General features: G+C 37.6%; 13 protein-coding genes and 1 pseudogene. 7 read left to right on the top strand and 7 right to left on the bottom strand.

Translation table 11 applies throughout. The features are described from left to right. The first annotated feature begins 10 nt into the window (after positions 1–10). From V5M36_RS10540 to lon, 3 genes are all read left to right on the top strand, one after another. Entirely contained in the window at positions 11–421 is a 411-nt protein-coding gene (locus V5M36_RS10540; protein WP_338558743.1) for a MerR family transcriptional regulator, read from the top strand. Positions 422–454: 33 nt separating this feature from the next. Further along, positions 455–1,060 (top strand): 5-formyltetrahydrofolate cyclo-ligase, encoded by a 606-nt coding sequence (locus V5M36_RS10535; protein ID WP_338558741.1) that lies wholly within the window; start codon positions 455–457, stop codon positions 1,058–1,060. Between the two features lie 125 nt (positions 1,061–1,185). After that, a complete protein-coding gene (gene lon / locus V5M36_RS10530; RefSeq protein WP_338558739.1) occupies positions 1,186–3,612 on the top strand; it encodes an endopeptidase La in 2,427 nt (808 codons plus the stop codon). 570 nt (positions 3,613–4,182) lie between these two features. On the opposite strand, the gene V5M36_RS10525 is transcribed toward lon, so the two are convergent. Next, positions 4,183–4,404 (bottom strand): hypothetical protein, encoded by a 222-nt coding sequence (locus V5M36_RS10525; RefSeq protein ID WP_338564282.1) that lies wholly within the window; start codon positions 4,402–4,404, stop codon positions 4,183–4,185. A 6-nt stretch (positions 4,405–4,410) separates the two neighbouring features. Further along, positions 4,411–4,581 (bottom strand): annotated as a pseudogene (locus V5M36_RS10520) (XylR N-terminal domain-containing protein); the annotation flags it as partial. Positions 4,582–5,038: 457 nt separating this feature from the next. Between V5M36_RS10520 and V5M36_RS10515 the strand changes: the two are divergent. From V5M36_RS10515 to V5M36_RS10500, 4 genes are all read left to right on the top strand, one after another. Next, positions 5,039–6,106 carry a 4-phosphoerythronate dehydrogenase gene (locus tag V5M36_RS10515; protein ID WP_338558737.1) on the top strand — a complete coding sequence of 356 codons (1,068 nt, stop codon included), beginning with the start codon at positions 5,039–5,041 and terminating at the stop codon, positions 6,104–6,106. After that, entirely contained in the window at positions 6,076–7,086 is a 1,011-nt protein-coding gene (gene epmA / locus V5M36_RS10510) for an EF-P lysine aminoacylase EpmA (protein ID WP_338558735.1), read from the top strand. Before V5M36_RS10515 ends, epmA begins: the two co-directional genes overlap by 31 nt. 204 nt (positions 7,087–7,290) lie before the next feature. Continuing rightward, the gene (locus tag V5M36_RS10505; RefSeq protein WP_338558733.1) at positions 7,291–8,451 is read left to right on the top strand and encodes a winged helix-turn-helix domain-containing protein; all 1,161 of its coding nucleotides are present in this window, start codon (positions 7,291–7,293) and stop codon (positions 8,449–8,451) included. Positions 8,452–8,684: 233 nt separating this feature from the next. After that, positions 8,685–9,317 carry a LysE family translocator gene (locus V5M36_RS10500; protein WP_338558731.1) on the top strand — a complete coding sequence of 211 codons (633 nt, stop codon included), beginning with the start codon at positions 8,685–8,687 and terminating at the stop codon, positions 9,315–9,317. Positions 9,318–9,411: 94 nt separating this feature from the next. On the opposite strand, the gene V5M36_RS10495 is transcribed toward V5M36_RS10500, so the two are convergent. From V5M36_RS10495 to metF, 5 genes are all read right to left on the bottom strand, one after another. Further along, on the bottom strand, positions 9,412–10,653 hold the full coding sequence (locus V5M36_RS10495; RefSeq protein WP_338558729.1) for a multifunctional CCA addition/repair protein: 1,242 nt from the start codon (positions 10,651–10,653) through the stop codon (positions 9,412–9,414). Between the two features lie 147 nt (positions 10,654–10,800). Further along, a complete protein-coding gene (locus V5M36_RS10490; protein ID WP_338558727.1) occupies positions 10,801–13,080 on the bottom strand; it encodes an NADP-dependent malic enzyme in 2,280 nt (759 codons plus the stop codon). A 135-nt stretch (positions 13,081–13,215) separates the two neighbouring features. Further along, the gene (locus tag V5M36_RS10485; RefSeq protein WP_338558725.1) at positions 13,216–16,077 is read right to left on the bottom strand and encodes an EAL domain-containing protein; all 2,862 of its coding nucleotides are present in this window, start codon (positions 16,075–16,077) and stop codon (positions 13,216–13,218) included. Between the two features lie 158 nt (positions 16,078–16,235). Then, the gene (locus V5M36_RS10480; protein ID WP_338558723.1) at positions 16,236–16,946 is read right to left on the bottom strand and encodes a 16S rRNA (uracil(1498)-N(3))-methyltransferase; all 711 of its coding nucleotides are present in this window, start codon (positions 16,944–16,946) and stop codon (positions 16,236–16,238) included. A gap of 32 nt (positions 16,947–16,978) precedes the next feature. Then, positions 16,979–17,815: a methylenetetrahydrofolate reductase [NAD(P)H] gene (gene metF, locus V5M36_RS10475; protein WP_338558721.1), complete on the bottom strand. Its 837-nt coding sequence runs from the start codon at positions 17,813–17,815 to the stop codon at positions 16,979–16,981. Positions 17,816–17,919 lie beyond the last annotated feature (104 nt).

The following is a 17,919-nucleotide window of genomic DNA, read 5'->3' as shown; positions in this document are numbered from 1 at the left end:
GAGGTATGCAATGTTTACCATTGGAAAATTTGCTCAATTCACCAATTCTCATGTTGAAACTATTCGCTATTATCAACGTATTGGTTTATTAAGAGTGCCTGCGCAACAGGGTAAATATCGATACTATAATGAACAAGATGTTGAGACTTTAAATTTTATCCAGCGTGGTAAAGATGCCGGTCTTCAGCTCAGTGAGATTCAAGATTTATTAAACTTAGAGCTAGATGATCGAAAAAACGTTCGTAAAGTGATTGAACAAAGGTTAAATAAAATTGATCAACGCATTGACGAGTTACATCACCTAAAAAACAGGCTTTCTAGTTGGTTAGAAGAATGTAGTAGCAGCTCTGAAAATAGCTGTCCAATACTTCAAAATCTAAAAAAATCTGAAACCCTTAAGCCGCCTTTAACCAAGGATTAAAACCTTAGCGTTTTTAAATTTTACGGATTCAAAATGACTGATTTAAATCAACTTCGTAGAGAGATTCGAAAACAGCGGAGATCAGTTTCGCTATTTCAACAAAAACAAGCCGAATTAAAAGTCTTACAGCAACTGATCAAAAATCCACATTTTAAACATTCAAAAAAAATTGGTTTGTATTTGCATGCCTTTGGTGAAATTCAAACCACACGTATTATTCAACATTGTTTTGCGCATGCTAAACAGGTGTATTTACCTATGATTTGCAATATGAATCAGCGTTTAGTGTGGATCAAAATTTCAGCTCAACAATATAACAATCAGCGCTTTTCTCGTCATGCCTTAGGGATGAAAGAACCCACGGCCAGTCGGGGCGTTCATGTGTCCCATTTAGATTTTTTAATTATGCCTTTGTTGGCATGTGATGTTTATGGAACACGCTTGGGAATGGGCGGCGGTTTTTATGATCGAACACTCGCTTCAGCCCCTATGAAACCGATCCGAGTTGGACTGGCACATGATTTTCAATTACTTGAGCAAAAGTTAAATCGTAGGTCATGGGATCAGACTTTAGATCAATGTATCAGTCCTACTCAATCCTATAAATTTAATCGAAATTTTAACAAAAACCACATTTAAACTGCATATTAAATGAAAATTACACCTGAATTCACTTTTTTCTTATTAAAAGCCCTTGTAATTTTTAAAATACACATCACTATTAAAAAATATGGCAACACCGTTGTCACTCATTAGGAGTGCTCATGACTGATATTATTATGAACGAAGAAAACTTAGATCTTCAGATCCCAAGCGTCTTACCGCTTTTAGCATTACGTGATGTTGTGGTGTATCCACACATGCAAATTGCGCTATTTGTTGGTCGCGAAAAATCGATCAAAGCAGTTGATGTAGCTCGTAACAGTGACAATTTAGTATTCGTGGTCGCGCAACAAGATTCACTTACAGAAGAAATCGATCACGAAAATTTATATCAGTACGGCACTGTCGCGAAAATTGTGCAGGTTGTTAATCATGAAAATGATGAAAATTGCATCAAAGTTTTAATTGAGGGTATTCACCGTTCAAAATTGGTGAATATCATCGACAATGATGATTATTACTCTGCGGAACATGCGCTAAGTCCTACCACTGTTGAAATCGATAAAGACACGCAAGAAACTCGTTTAGAAGAGTTACGTGCTTTATTTGCTCAATATGCTGAAGCAAAATTACGTAATGCACGTGAGCTGATAGCTGCGGCAAATAAAATTGAAGACTTATTACAATTATTGTTCTTTGTCGCAACGCGTATCCCATTAAACATTGATGTTAAACAAAAGTTTTTAGAGCATGACGAGTTTGAAGCGCATTTAACCGAACTCATGACCTATTTATTGCAACAATCTGAAGAACAACAGATTGAGCAATCATTACATGACAATGTAAAACGCCAAATGGAAAAAAATCAGCGCGAATACTTCCTCAATGAAAAGATGAAAGTCATTCAACGTGAACTTTCTGACATGAACGGCGGTGCGGAAGATGATATTCAAGAAATTGAAAAACGTCTTGCTGAAGCTGATCTACCAGAGCACGTGCGTAAAAAAGCTGAAGCTGAGTTCCGTAAACTTAAAGCAATGCAACCTGCTTCAAGTGAAGCCGCTGTTGTACGTAACTATATCGAAGCGATTTTAGATACGCCGTGGAATAAAGCGAGCAAAGTTAGCATCAACCTGAATAAAGCGCAGGAAATTTTAGATGCTGATCATTATGGTTTAGACGAAGTTAAACAACGTATTGTTGAATATCTTGCAGTTCAGTCACGCGTTAAGAAACTTAAAGGTCCGATTCTTTGCTTAGTCGGTCCTCCAGGTGTAGGTAAAACATCTCTAGGTGAATCTGTTGCCAAAGCGACTGGACGTGAGTTTGTCCGTATGGCACTTGGTGGTGTACGTGACGAAGCTGAAATTCGTGGTCACCGTCGTACCTATATTGGTGCGATGCCCGGTAAAATTGTGCAGTCTTTGACTAAAGTCGGCGTGAAGAACCCACTGTTCTTGCTCGATGAAATCGACAAAATGGCACAAGACTACCGTGGTGATCCTGCATCTGCGCTGCTTGAAGTTTTAGATCCTTCACAAAACAGCAAGTTCAATGATCATTATTTAGATCTTGATTTAGACTTATCTGAAGTCATGTTCATCTGTACGGCGAATAGTATGAATATTCCTGAGGCCCTACTGGACCGTATGGAAGTTATTCGTCTGCCGGGCTATACCGAAGATGAAAAAGTCAATATTGCAGATCGCTATCTTGTACCGAAAGCGATCAAAAATAATGGCTTACGCGGTAAAGAACTGACTGTGCACGAAGAAGCGATTCGTGACATTGTACAGCGCTATACCCGTGAAGCTGGAGTTCGTAGCTTAGAACGCGAGCTGTCTAAAATTGCACGAAAAGTAGTGAAAGAAGCTGTTAGTAAAAAAGCGAAGAATCTTCAAATCGATGTGACTACTGAAAACTTGCCTGATTACTTAGGACCGCATAAATTCGACTTCGGTATGGCTGAAGAAGAAGCTCAGATCGGTCGTGTAAATGGTTTGGCTTGGACCTCAGTGGGTGGTGAGTTACTGACCATCGAAGTTGCCGCGATGAAAGGTAAAGGCAAATTTGTAACGACAGGTTCTCTTGGCGATGTGATGAAAGAATCGATCACTGCTGCCATGACTGTGGTTCGTACCCGTGCTGAAGAGTTAGGTATTGAAGCATCACTGTTTGAAGAAACAGATGTGCATGTGCATTTACCTGAAGGTGCTACGCCTAAAGATGGCCCATCTGCAGGTCTAGCCCTGACTACAGCATTGGTCTCTGCGTTTACAGGCATCTCTATTCGTCCTGACATTGCCATGACGGGTGAAACGAGTCTTGCTGGTCGAGCAATGCGTATTGGTGGTTTGAAAGAGAAATTACTCGCAGCACATCGTGGAGGCGTTAAGTTAGTCTTTATTCCTCAAGAGAATGTCCGTGATTTGTCTGAAATTCCAGATAATGTGAAAGAAGGACTTGAAATTAAAGCGGTTAAAACGATTGATGAAATTTTACCTTTGGCTTTAACAGCACTACCAAAGCCATTGGCTAAAACACCCATCGTAAAACCACTTGGCGAAGGCAAAGCTGCACGCCATTAATTTTACTTGAATGAAAAAAGAGAGCTTCGGCTCTCTTTTTTTTCAGCTCATAATCACGCCACATTCAGCACACAACACAATTAATATTCCTTTATCCTCGGCTTTTTTCAGAGGGAGTAAGAATTTCATTTATCAATTTATTGCCCCCAAATGGTTTTTTATTTATTAAATCTAATCTGATTAATCTGTTTTCTTTATGAGCTTATATCTCACTAAATTCAAATATTTATATAGAATCAATAATCACAAATTGAAAAGAATTTTTTAAACCCCATATCTATATTATGTTAAGATTATCTTTGTTTTTAAGAGCTGTTTTTAACGCTCTCTGAATCTCCAGACAGTAGAGTGTTTGTGCGCAGTCAGACGACTTCATGACTGCGTTTTTTTGTTTTTAAGTTGGCTTTCTTAGTCCCTTTTCTATTAAAACAGCTCTATTAAAGATCCTGATTCAAACAGCCAAGATGGTGATTTATCTTATAATGCAACTTTTCTTATACTTCTTTTCTCGTTCATCTATTCTTCGATAGGCATACTAATAAATCGTGGGCGTGTCGGCGTAATTTTAACCTAATTATGAAGTATAAAGCGGTTCTTAATGCCACTGACATAATCCGTTGCGTGGCCTAATTCATTCCAAGCAATTGGGTAGTGCGCTGCTCCAATGAGTCCTTGATAAATTTGATGTTCCAGAGAGTTTCGCCAAATGGCATCGATATAATATTTTCCAAGTTTAATATCGATTTCGACATCGTGTAAATCAACTTTGACAATGCCTTCTAACGCGTGCAATAAAGGGCCTTTATGTAAAAGCACTAAATCTGATAAATCTTGATAACTGGCTTTAACGATTTCGGCATCACGTAAACCAGCGGCATAGCCGATTCGAGTTAAAATTCCTCGGGTACGTTCGATGCCTAAAGTATTAATGAGTTCTTTTCATAAAACAGTTAAAGCTGAAGAATGCATGAGCCTCATGCGTTCTTCATCTAACCAGATCTGTCCCGTTTCAAATGAGAATCTTCATCTCGATGAAATTTCAGCAATGCCTGTTGAACTTTTGTCCCAATCCTTGAGAGGTATATTTTGAGTCATTGGGGGCGACTTTCTTATTCATATCCTTCAATAGCTTTCAGCATACGATGACAAGCATATAATTCAATTGTCCAATAGCTAATAGATTGTTTTTGTATTTTTATTCGCGATCACATCTAGGGCTGATTTTAATTGAATTTAAAAGTGATAACTCAATTTTATTTTGGGATAAATTTAGGATGAATGAAGTTAATTATTAAAATACTCATCATCTAGGACAGTTATTTATTAGAATGAGCAATAAGGTGTAAGTAACGGAGTTAAGGCTTTACGCATAGTCAATAGGAGCCCTAAGCGCTATCATATGCAGACTTGATCTTTGGATGAGCATATGAAAATCATCGCAGATGAAAATCTGGCATTTACAGACTATTTCTTTTCAGAATTTGGTGAAATTCAGCATAAAGCAGGTCGTACCCTCACGCATGCAGATGTTCAGGATGCTGATGCTCTATTGGTACGTTCAGTGACCAAAGTGAACCAAGAATTAATACAAGGCTCTACGTTGAAATTTGTGGGTAGCGCCACGATAGGTACAGATCATTTAGATATTTCAATCTTAGAGAAAAACAATATTGCGTGGTCTAATGCAGCAGGTTGCAATGCTCAAGCCGTTGCTGAATATGTCATTACCGCATTACTGCATTTAAAACCTGAATTGATTGATGCTGGTGATAGTTTTACTTTAGGGATTATTGGATTAGGAAATGTCGGTTCTCGTCTAGTGAAAATGGCAAAAATTTTGGGCTGGAGCGTAATTGGATATGATCCATTTGTAGTCGTTGAAGGTGTATCACAAGTTGAACTCGATACCTTATTGCAAAATGCAGATGCGATCTCGATGCATGTCCCGATCACACAATGGGGTGATAATGCTACCCACCATATGATCAATGCCAATACTCTGGCGCTTATGAAACTTGACACAATTTTAATTAATTCTGCACGTGGTGCTGTTATAGCTGAAGCAGATTTGATTCAAGATATCCAAAAGACAAAGCGTCTAGTTGTTTTAGATGTGTTTGAGCATGAACCAGTGATTTCTGCTGAATTAATCAATTTACTGGCGTTGGTCACACCACATATTGCTGGCTACAGCTTAGAAGGCAAGGCGCGTGGTACACAAATGATTTATGATGCGTTTTGTCAAAAATTTAATTTTGAAATTAATAAAAACTTTCAGACTCAACTTCCAGAGTGTGAGCAATATTTCGTATCGCAAGATTTTAAAAAAGTAATCAGTGATCAGCTAAAAGATATCTATGATATCGCCCGTGATGATCGCAAATTAAGAGCATGTTTAATCGATGGTCAGGTTGATCAAAAATCTTTTGATCAGCTCAGAAAGACCTATCCATTACGTCGTGAATGGGCATCACATGGTGGACCAAAAGCGTGAATACGACATCTTTAAAATACCAACCGACATGTGATCTCGATACTATAAAAGCACGAGCTAAAATGTATGCACAATTACGTCAATTTTTTGCTGAACGTAATGTACTTGAGGTCGAAACGCCTGTTTTATCTCAAGCAGGTGTAACCGATGTACATTTAGCTTCGGTACAAGCCAGCAGACATTTGGGTGGGCGTCCGCAAACACATTATTTGCAAACCTCACCTGAGTTTGCCATGAAGCGTCTTTTGGCGAGCGGTAGTGGCCCCATTTATCAAATCTGTAAAGTATTCCGTGATGATGAGCATGGTCGCAAACACAACAGTGAATTTACGATGTTGGAATGGTATAGACCAGGGTTTAGTTTAAAAGATTTAATGTTTGAAGTAAGTGACTTACTTAATGTAACTTTAGCTGCTTGTTATGGCGATGTTCGTCCAACAGTGTTGAGTTATAAACATGCCTTCATGGATCGTTTGGATCTTAATCCGCTGCAAGCCGGTTTGAAAGCATTGAAGGATTGCTGTAATCGAGTGGGTTTGAATCTAGATTTAGGAGGTGATCGATTGGGCTATATCGACCTATTGTTCTCACATATGGTTGAGCCAAGTCTTGGTTTTGATACACCTGTTTTTTTAACTGATTTTCCACCAGAAATGGCGTCATTGGCTAAAACAAAAGTTGATGAGGATGGGGAGTTGGTTGCAGCGCGCTTTGAGTTATATATCGAAGGTTTAGAGCTTGCTAATGCTTATGATGAACTCATCGATGCGGATGTATTACGAAGTCGTTTTGAAGCCGATAATATAGAGCGTGCCAAGCTGGGTTTACATACGATGCCTGTAGACGAATATTTACTTGCCGCATTGCCGCATATGCCTGAATGTTCGGGTATTGCATTGGGTATAGATCGTTTGTTGATGGTTGCTACAGAAAAAATGCGATTAGAAAACGTGATTACCTTTCCGGCGGATGTGTCATAAGCTGATATGGGTTAAACAAAATTTTGCGTTTGTCTAACTCCATTGATGAATGATCAGTTGGGTTAAAATAAAAGATTCAAACACTTTTGTTTGAATCTTTTATGATAAAAATATACAGATACACGATGAAGAAATCAGTAAATAACAACAGATGATATTCATAAAATCGTTTATTTAATCGTTTGAAAAGAAGAATAAAATTTAATGAAATCTCAACTAAGACGTATGGCTATTCAACATCAAGGTTTAGCGCAGTACAATATTTTTGGTAAAGGGCTTCGCGGAACACGACAGGCGATCGAACATCTCGGTTATGTTCAAATTGATACGATTTCTGTCGTTGAGCGTGCTCATCACCATGTATTGTTGAATCGAGTAAGTGATTACGATAGCTCACATTTAAATAAGCTTCTTCAAGAAAAATCAATTTTTGAATATTGGTATCATGCAGCTTCTTATCTTCCCATTCGTGATTATCGTTTTAGCTTAGCCAATATGGATTTGATACGTCAGGGGAAAAGTCGATATTTTAGTAGAGGCGATTCTCACTTCATGAAGGAAATATTGGCTCAAGTAAAAGCGGAGGGAACTATTCGTTTACGCGATGTTGTAGGCGGAGCTAAAGTCCAAAAGCAAGGTTGGTGGAATTCGGCACCCGGACGTCGTGCTATTGAACAATTATTTATGCAGGGAGATTTAATGGTATGCGAACGTCATGGAATGGAAAAAATATATACTTTAACGGAAAATTTTTTACCTAATCATGTCGATTTAAGCAGATCAAGTTTCGCAGATTATGCCTTACATTTACTCGATACAACACGCAGGTCACATGGCGTATTTACATGGAAACAGCTACTCCATTTGAAAGTTGGTGCTGAAATCCGTGCTGCGATGCGTAAAGCTGTTGATGAGCAAATTGAAGCAGGATTAATCAAAACTTACGTAGATTTAGATGGACAGACTTTTTATGTCAACTGTGCCAATTTAGAAGATCAAGCCACGATCACTCCGTGCGTGAAAATTTTATCTCCTTTTGATAATTTTGTGATTCATCGTGATCGGATGAGCTTATTATTTGATTTTGAATACCGTTTAGAATGTTATGTGCCACTCGAAAAAAGGATATACGGATATTTTAGTTTGCCGATTCTATTCGGAGATCAACTGGTCGCTCGTGTAAACTGTAAGGCATATCGCATGAAAAAAGAATTAGATGTTATAAGCATACATCTTGAAAAAAATATCACTCATGTTGAGACATTTTTTTTGAATTTGTACCAAGAATTACAAAGGTTTGCTAAGTTTAACCAATGTGAATTAAATCATAAAATTTCAATTCAATCTTTGCAAAATTTAGTTTGAATCAAGGGTGAAAATCGATTCGAAGTTATTTTTTATTTACAATTTTCAGTTAATAAAAAATAGAGTAAATATATTGAAAGAATCTAATTAGCTTGATTTTTGAGAAGCGATTTCATTGTTTGGAAGATTAAAATTATTCAAAAATTTAGAATATGAGTATTTTTTTAAATTCTTAGATTAAAAAATATCAATATTAAATTTCAATTTAAAACTAGAAATAACAAGGTTTAAAAATGACATTGGCAGTATTTTTTTCTTTCATGATTTATTCTTTTGTGACATCAGTTACACCAGGACCTAACAATATTATGCTGGCAGCATCCGGTGTTAATTTTGGATTCAAGAGGAGCGTACCTCATATTCTTGGTATTGGATTTGGTTTTGGCTTTATGGTTTCGATTGTAGGGCTTGGCGTTGGCACATTACTCAGTTCAAATATCATCCTCTATGAACTATTAAAGGTTTTAGGTATTGGCTATTTACTTTATTTGGCTTATCAGATTTATCAGGTAGGTTCTGTAAACACAGAACCTACTCAGGTTAAGCCTCTTTCATTTATTCAAGCAGCGATGTTTCAGTGGGTAAATCCTAAAGCTTGGGTCATGGCAATGGGTGCGGTGACGACTTATTTGGCTGCAAATAGTGAATTCTATTGGTATTTAATTATAGGATTTGTCTATGGAATAATCGGAATTCCAAGCACAGGTGTATGGGCTTTTCTCGGAGAAAAATTGCAGAAGTATATTCATGATGATAAGAAAATAAAAACATTTAATACTGTAATGGCAATATTATTGGTGTTGTCTGTGCTTAAACCGATTAAAGATTCATTTATATTTTTCTTAACGATTCGGAATTATCTCTAATTAAGTGAAGCGAAGTATAAGCACAAAAGAATATACTGATTCCTTCCTCGTTTTAAAGTCAGGAAGGAATCAGTTTGTTATTTATAGACAGCGTTTATTGAGAAACTGAACTTTCGATTTGGCGTTTTTTTAATTCACCTAAAGCTTCAATCCGTTTTTGAATGAGCATCTCACCAATATCTGGACCTTTCACATCTGATGGTAAGTCTGATGCTTTAATTCCACGAACCAGTTGCATCGCATCTAATAAATAACGCGCTTGCGGATAATCACGGTCCTCTAAACCCAGTCGGCCTTTAGCATCGCATTCGCAGGCCTGAATAAATGCTTCCACACGTTCAGGACGACGGAGTACATCTAAACGCTGTAGTAATCGCCATAATGTGCCTGCTTTCAAGCTAAAAGCCTGATGACTCTTTAAGTGTTCCTTACATACAGCCAATGCCAATTGCTTAATATTGGTCGGTACTTTTAAGCGATCACAGACCTCTGTAACAGGTTGAATACCCCGTTCTTCATGCATGATATGACGTGGTAACTCATCTTTAGGTGTAAGTGCTTTACCCAAATCATGAACCAAAACGGCAAAACGTACTTCGAGAGAATAATTTGCTCTACATGCCTGTTGAAGCGACATTAAGGTATGAATACCACAATCAATTTCTGGGTGATATTCAGGACGTTGTGGAACGCCGAATAAGGCATCAATTTCAGGGAATAATACCTTTAAAGCGCCGCATGAGCGTAATACTTCAAAATATATATCCGCATCTTTTTCCATTAAAGCACGTGAAGTTTCTTTCCATACGCGCTCTGGCGTTAACGCTTGTAACTCGCCAGAATCAGAAAGTTTTTGCATCAATATAAGCGTTTCTTCTGCAATTTTAAAACCATACTGATGATAGCGCGCAGCAAAACGTGCAACACGTAATACCCGTAAAGGATCTTCTGCAAAAGCATCAGAGACATGACGAAGAATTTTATCGTTTAGATCTTTTTGACCATGATAAGGATCATAAATATTTCCTTCATCGTCCATAGCCATCGCATTGATCGTCAGGTCACGACGAATGAGGTCATCTTCGAGTGTGACGCTGATGTCCGTATAAAATTCAAAGCCATGGTAGCCCTGACCAGACTTGCGCTCAGTGCGTGCAAGAGCATATTCATCTTTGGTTTGAGGATGTAAAAAGACAGGAAAATCTTTCCCAACAGGTTGATAGCCTTGAGCCAAAAGTTGATCGGGCTTTGCACCCACAACGACATAATCTTTTTCGTGATAGGGATGACCGAGTAATTGATCTCTGACGGCTCCGCCTACTAAATAAACTTGCATGAAAAAACCTCTATTCTTCAAGCAATCATGCTACAGAATAGAGGTTTTCTCAAGTCACAAGATGTGAGTTAGATAACTTTAAACTAAAAATAGAACTTAATAATGTACTCAAAACATGCTTGAGCCAAGTACAGTTTGTTCGTTTAATTAAAGTGAATCTTTCTCATATTCTTGAATTTCAGCTACGGTTAGAGCAGTCATATTAACCAAGCGACGAGTTGTTGCCGTTGGGGTTAAAATATGAGCAGGCTTCGCAGCACCCAATAAAATAGGACCAATGGTGACATTGTTACCAGAGGTTGATTTCAACAAGTTAAATGAAATATTAGCCGCATCTAGGTTCGGCATAATTAACAAGTTTGCAGGCCCTTTGAAACGTGAATTTGGGAATGCAAAATGTCGAATATTTTCATCTAATGCTGCATCTGCATGCATTTCACCTTCAACTTCTAATTCAGGTGCAATTTTGCTTAAGATTTCATAAACCTTACGCATTTTTTGAGCGCTTGGATCATGTTGGTCAGAACCAAAACTTGAATGAGAAAGCAAAGCGATACGTGGTGTAATACCAAAACGACGTACTTCAGCTGCTGCTAAAATCGTCATTTCTGCAAGATGTTCAGCAGTAGGATTGGTATTTACATAAGTATCTGCGATGAAGATATTACGGTCTTCAAGCATGAGCGCATTCAAGGTAAAGAAATTGGTCATGCCTTCTTTTTGACCAATGATATTACGCACGAAGTCTAAATGAATGTCATAGCTTGAATAGGTCCCACACAACATACCATCAGCTAAACCATGCTTAAGTAACATTGCTGCGATTAGCGTAGAGCGGCGACGTGTTTCACGTTGTGCATACTCAGGCGTAACGCCTTTACGTTGCATAATCGTGTAGTAATCATCTGCAAATTTTTCGTAATTTGGATTTGCTTCTTGGTCGACAATCGTAATATTTACACCGTCTTGAAGACGTAAACCTAATTTCTTAATATTCGCATTAATGACTGCTGTACGACCGACCAAAATTGGTTTAGCTAGACCTTCATCAATCACAATTTGCACAGCGCGTAATACGCGTAAATCTTCACCTTCCGCATAGACAATACGTTTAGGATCAGATTTTGCTTGCGCAAAAATAGGCTTCATGATGAATGCTGAGTTATACACAAATTCAGACAAACGTTGGCGATATGCAGAAAAATCTAGAATTGGACGCGTTGCAACACCAGAGTCCATCGCGGCTTGAGCAATCGCTGGTGCAATTTCAAGAATCAGACGCTGATCGAGTGGACGTGGAATTAAATAATCACGACCAAATGTTGCAGATTTCTCACCATAAGAAGCAGCATCTGCTTCTACATGTGCCATACGCGCAATTGCATAGACACATGCAATTTTCATTTCTTCATTAATCGTGGTTGCACCAACATCTAAAGCACCACGGAAAATATAAGGGAAACAAAGTGCGTTGTTTACTTGGTTTGGATAATCAGAGCGACCTGTCGCCATGATCACATCATCACGAACTTCGTGCGCGTGTTCAGGAAGAATTTCTGGATCAGGATTGGCCAAAGCAAAGATGATTGGATTTTCAGCCATCACTTTAACCATTTCTTTGGTTAAAATCCCTGCTGCTGAAAGTCCTAAGAACATATCTGCACCAGCAATAACATCGGCAATTTGTGACGCTTCAATATCACGAACATAACGTTGTTTAGACGCATCTAAACCTTGGCGTTTGGTCGTAATCAAACCACGAGAGTCTGCAACTATAATATTTTCTTTCTTCGCGCCTAAAGCACAAAGTAAATCTAAACATGAAAGAGCAGCAGCACCTGCACCTGATGCTACAATTTTAATTTGATCAATCTTTTTACCATTTAATTGCAGCGCATTTAATAATGCAGAACCCACAATGATTGACGTACCGTGTTGATCGTCATGGAATACAGGAATATTCATGCGCTCACGAAGTTTCTGTTCAATATAGAAACATTCCGGCGCTTTAATATCTTCTAGATTGATTCCACCAAACGTTGGTTCTAGAGACGCAATAATATCGACAATTTTATCTGGATCATTTTCATCAATTTCGATATCGAATACATCAACACCAGCAAACTTTTTGAAGAGAACGCCTTTACCTTCCATCACAGGCTTTGAAGCCAGTGGACCAATATTTCCTAAACCAAGAACAGCTGTACCATTGGTAATGACTGCGACTAGGTTACCACGTGCTGTATAGAGTGCCGCTTTTGACGGATCTTTTTCAATTTCTAAACATGGCGCTGCAACACCGGGTGAATAAGCGAGTGCTAAATCATGTTGATTAATGAGTTGTTTACTTGGCGTTACGCTAATTTTTCCAGGAGTTGGAAATTCATGATAATAAAGTGCTTGCTCTTTTAAAGATTGATCGTCCATCAGAATCCCAATTATTACGTAAGCCAGCATGCTGGCTTTGTGGTGACTAGTTTTGCTTGAATATACCACTACTTAAGGCTTGAGCACAGTCAAAAAGTTGAAAAATTGCACTATATTGGAATTTCAATCATTAAATTAATGAGAAAGAATCAGCCGATTCTGATTTTGTATATATTGAGTGGTGTCTTCAGCGTTCAGCGGTTTTGAAAAATAATAGCCTTGGAAATAGTCACAACCGAGTTCTTGCAAGTATTGAATTTGAGTCCAATGCTCGACACCTTCAGCCACGATTTTCATGCCCATTGCTTTGCCCATGGCAATAATTGCATAAACAATCGCATTGTCCTTGGTTGATCCAATTTTGGAAATGAAAGCACGATCTATTTTCAGTGTATCTATCGGGTAGTCTGCCAAATAGGCCAATGATGAATAGCCTGTCCCAAAGTCGTCCAGTGCGATTCTGATGTTTTTATTTTTAATTTGATGTAATAACTCAATCACTTGAGTAGATTTATCTAATAAAGAAGACTCGGTAAGTTCTAATTCAATGCAATCTGGTTGCAGTTGATATTCAGCCAAAGCTAGATTGATTTGATTTAATAATTCGCCACGTAAAATTTGTTGAGCAACCACGTTTATGGCGACTCGAATATTATGGTATCCCAGTTTTTTCCAGATTTGAATTTGACGACACACTTGAAAAATAACAAAATTCCCGATATCTGAAATTAAACTGGTAATTTCAGCAATCGGTAAAAAACGATCCGGAGTGATGATGCCGTATTTAGGATGATTCCAACGAATTAAGGCTTCAAAACCGTATAAGCTCATTGTGGGATGAGCAATTTTGGCTTGATAATAAATTTCAAACTCGTTGTTTTTAAGTGCATTTTTTAAGTCACGCTCAAGTTCAATATCATTTTCAAAAACTGAATCTTGTTTGTTGGCATAGAAATATGCCGTATTTCCACCCAGTTTTTTTGCTTCAGCCAAAGCAATTTCTGCATGATTACTAAGACTGCCAATTTGACGTCCATGTTCTGGATAAATCGCAATACCCAATGAAATATTGATTTTATATTCTTGCTCCTGAATCACGAAGAAATCTTCAAAGGTATTTAGAATATAGTTCACGGTTTGGTGAATCGGGGGGCGAGGGTGACTTAAGTTATAGATCAAGGCAAAGTCATTATTATTAAAATATGAAATCAATAAAGCATCCGAACACACCATTTTTAGGCGCTTAGACACTTCTTTAAGAACTTCGTCCCCAGCTTGTTGATTTAAAAACTCATTAAAATGCCTAAAACGATCGATATTGAGTCGAATGATTGCAAAATGACTCAATGGCTTCGATTTATTCAATAGATATTGCTGGAGCTGTAAATTAAAATAAATACGATTAGGAAGATCTGTAAGTAAATCAAAGTTCTCTAAGTAAGCAAGACGCTCTTCATGATGCTTGCGTTCAGTTAAATCGGAAATCACACCTACGTAATTAAGTACACGATTTTTTTCGTCTTTTAAGGCATTAATGTGAAGCCAGACTGTCAGTCTTTTACCAGAAATAAAATCTTCAGTGACTTCAGAATCATAAGAACCCGTTAGAAAAACTTTTTGCGTGATATCTTTATGTCTTTCACGTAAATCGAATAGTGAATTGATTGTAATTTCGAACATATGTTTAGAGATAATTTGATCTGAAGACAGACCCACCAATTCACAAAAATAAGGATTAACCTCTAAAAAACATAAATTATTATCCAGAACAAACACACCTTGTGCGACCTGTTTAAATACATTTGCAGCTAGTTTCAGTTGTTCTTGATCCTTTTTTTCTTGTTCAATATCGCGGTGTATTCCAACCATTCTTAAAGGTTTTTTGCTGACGGGATCTCTAGAAATAACTTTTCCAACGTCTTTAATCCAAAACCATTGATCATTTTTACGCGTTCGGTAAATGGCTTCAAAACGATCAGTTTCACCTCGTAGATGAAGCTTGAGCAAGCGGTTATATTGCGGTTGATCATCTGGATGAATATAAGCATTCAATTGCTCAGTTGCATTTTCATATTGCAAAACTTGAATACCATTTTTTACACCAGAGAGTTCGACCGTTCTTTTTTCAATATTCCATAACCATGAATGAATACCTGCAACTTCATGGGCGAAATCTAGGTTGGCTTGATGATTTTCAAGTCGATCTTTGATTTTATTGATATCGTAAGTTCTTTCTTTTACTTTTTGTTCTAAGAGCTGATTACTAAGCTGCAACTCATTTTCAATATATTTACTTTTATCGATTTCTCGCTGTAGTTTATTTTGTAAGATAATCGATTCATCTATATGTTGTTTTGATTGTTCCAAATAAGTTTGATTATGCACATTCAAACGATTTAATCGAAGATGAATTTTATGCATTAAAATTGCACTAGTGAAAACCACGATAAACCATGCATAAAACACATAATAATAGACATTTGGAGCATCAGGTTCAAAAATGTATTTTGATAAAATAATCGGTAGGATCGAAGGAATAAACATGAACAGAAAGTATCGTAATCTTTGAGTCAGATAAACAATACCAATGATATAAATACTAGACGTCATGAGGCTTGAAAGCACAACATTGATGCCCGTAATTTGAGCATTTTCAACCATCAGAAAGTGGTTAATGATTAAAACACCAATGCCGATACTAATACCATTAATCAAGCATATTAACTGACACCAAGCATCAAGATTGAATAAACGATTATTTTTAGAATCAAGAAAATTTTGTGTGAATACCCAAGCTGAAATATTAATAATGCTGTTGACTAAAAACCAAATATTATAATAATTAGAAAAATCATCAAAATATTGATGGTACATAATGACATTATAAAAACTTGCAAACACCACCCAAATCAGGAAAAAGCGTAAGTAGAATGCTGCACTTTCAATTTGTAACACATTCTCACCTGGAGAAAGATGCTCTTCTGGAACGTCATTCATAGTGGTGAGTACCTGTGCGTGTTATTATGGTTTTTAGAAAATATTGATTAAAATTATTAAACTTAACTAAATATTATTCATCACTTATAACTCATAAATTACTGCTAATCACCATAAAAATCAAGATTTATGTGATGCAGTTTACATTTTATTTTGATTTAAAAATGGAAATTCAATATAGACAGCGCGACAATCGGTGCCGTTTCTGTGCGTAACACCCGTGCTCCAATACACCAATTGATAAAGCCGACCTGATTCGCAGCCAAAATTTCACTTTCACTGAGACCACCTTCAGGTCCAATTAACAAAGCAATATCTGCTGTCGCATTGTCTAAAATATTGGCTTGATCTTTATTAGGAGCCAATACAAGTTTGGTTTCAGGTAAAGCTGATGCAAGCCAGTCCTGTAAGCTTAATGGTGCAAGAATCTTAGGAACAATATTCATACCGCACTGTTCGCAAGCCGCGATTGCAATTCCTTGCCAATGCTCTATTTTCTTTTGATCTCGATCGTACTTTAAACGCATTTCACAACGTTCAGAGGTCAGTAGTTGTATTTCAGAAACGCCGAGTTCTACTGCTTTTTGTATGGCATAGTCCATACGATCGCCTTTACTCATGACCTGACCGAGTAGCGTTTTAAAAGCAGGAGTGCGGTTATCTGGATTATGACTAAGGACGTTAACCAAAGCCGTTTTTTTATTAACTTCCGTGAGTTCAACCTGAAAATCACCACCTTGCCCATTGAACAAGGTGGCAGTTTCGCCTACTTTAGCACGTAATACTTTTACCCAATGATGAAACACAGTCTCAGTCAGTTCAGTCACTGTATCGACGGTTAAATCAGCTTCAATAAAAAAACGGGGCATACGTATTACTCATAGCAAAAAGCAAGTTGAAATTAAGCTAAACCTAAATCTAAGACCAATTTACGGTTTGGTTCAGTTTGGTTCATGGTGTAGAAATGCAAACTTGGCGCTCCACCTGCAATTAAGCGTTCGCACAGTTTAACAACGACCTCATGACCAAAGGCTTTGATACTTGCAGAATCATCACCATAGGTTGCCAATTGTTTGCGAATCCAACGCGGAATTTCAGCACCCGTACCATCGGCAAAGCGAATTAAGTTGCTCGCATTGGTGATCGGCATGATACCTGGCGCAACTGGAATATCAATCCCTTCTTTTTGAAGACGGTCAACAAAGTAGAAATACGCATCTGGATTGAAGAAAAATTGAGTCAAAGCGGCATTTGCACCGGCTTTTGTTTTAGTAATAAAATTTTGAATATCTTTATCAAAGCTATCCGCTTGAGGATGCATTTCAGGATAAGCAGCGACTTCAATATGAAAATGATCACCTGAATGTTCGCGAATAAACGCCACCAAGTCAGATGCATAAGGAAGCTCACCTAAGCCGACTTGACCTGAAGGTAAATCTCCGCGTAATGCGACAATACGATTGATCCCTTGTGATCTATATAAATCTAATAGTTCAGCAATTCGTGCTTTGTCATCACCAATACAAGACAGGTGAGGTGCAACAGGGGTACCTTTACCATTAAAATCATTAATCGCGGACAATGTGCGTTCACGTGTAGAACCACCCGCACCATAAGTCACTGAAAAGAATTCAGGATTTAGTAGTTGTAGTTCTTGATGCACCACTTTAAGTTTCTCAGCACCAACATCAGTTTTGGTCGGGAAAAACTCAAAAGAAATAGGAACACGCTTGGTCATTTTTCAAATCCTTTTTATAAATACTGTAAAGTTTGATTTCCCTTTACGAAGACCTCTCCACAAAGGAGAGGTCTTCGCCTCGAAAACATTCAAGATCAAGAATA

Source organism: Acinetobacter sp. KS-LM10, from assembly GCF_036896575.1.
Lineage (GTDB): Bacteria > Pseudomonadota > Gammaproteobacteria > Pseudomonadales > Moraxellaceae > Acinetobacter > Acinetobacter avistercoris.
The sequence above is the reverse complement of the archived record's forward strand: the minus strand, read 5'-3'. Positions and strand labels throughout refer to the sequence as shown.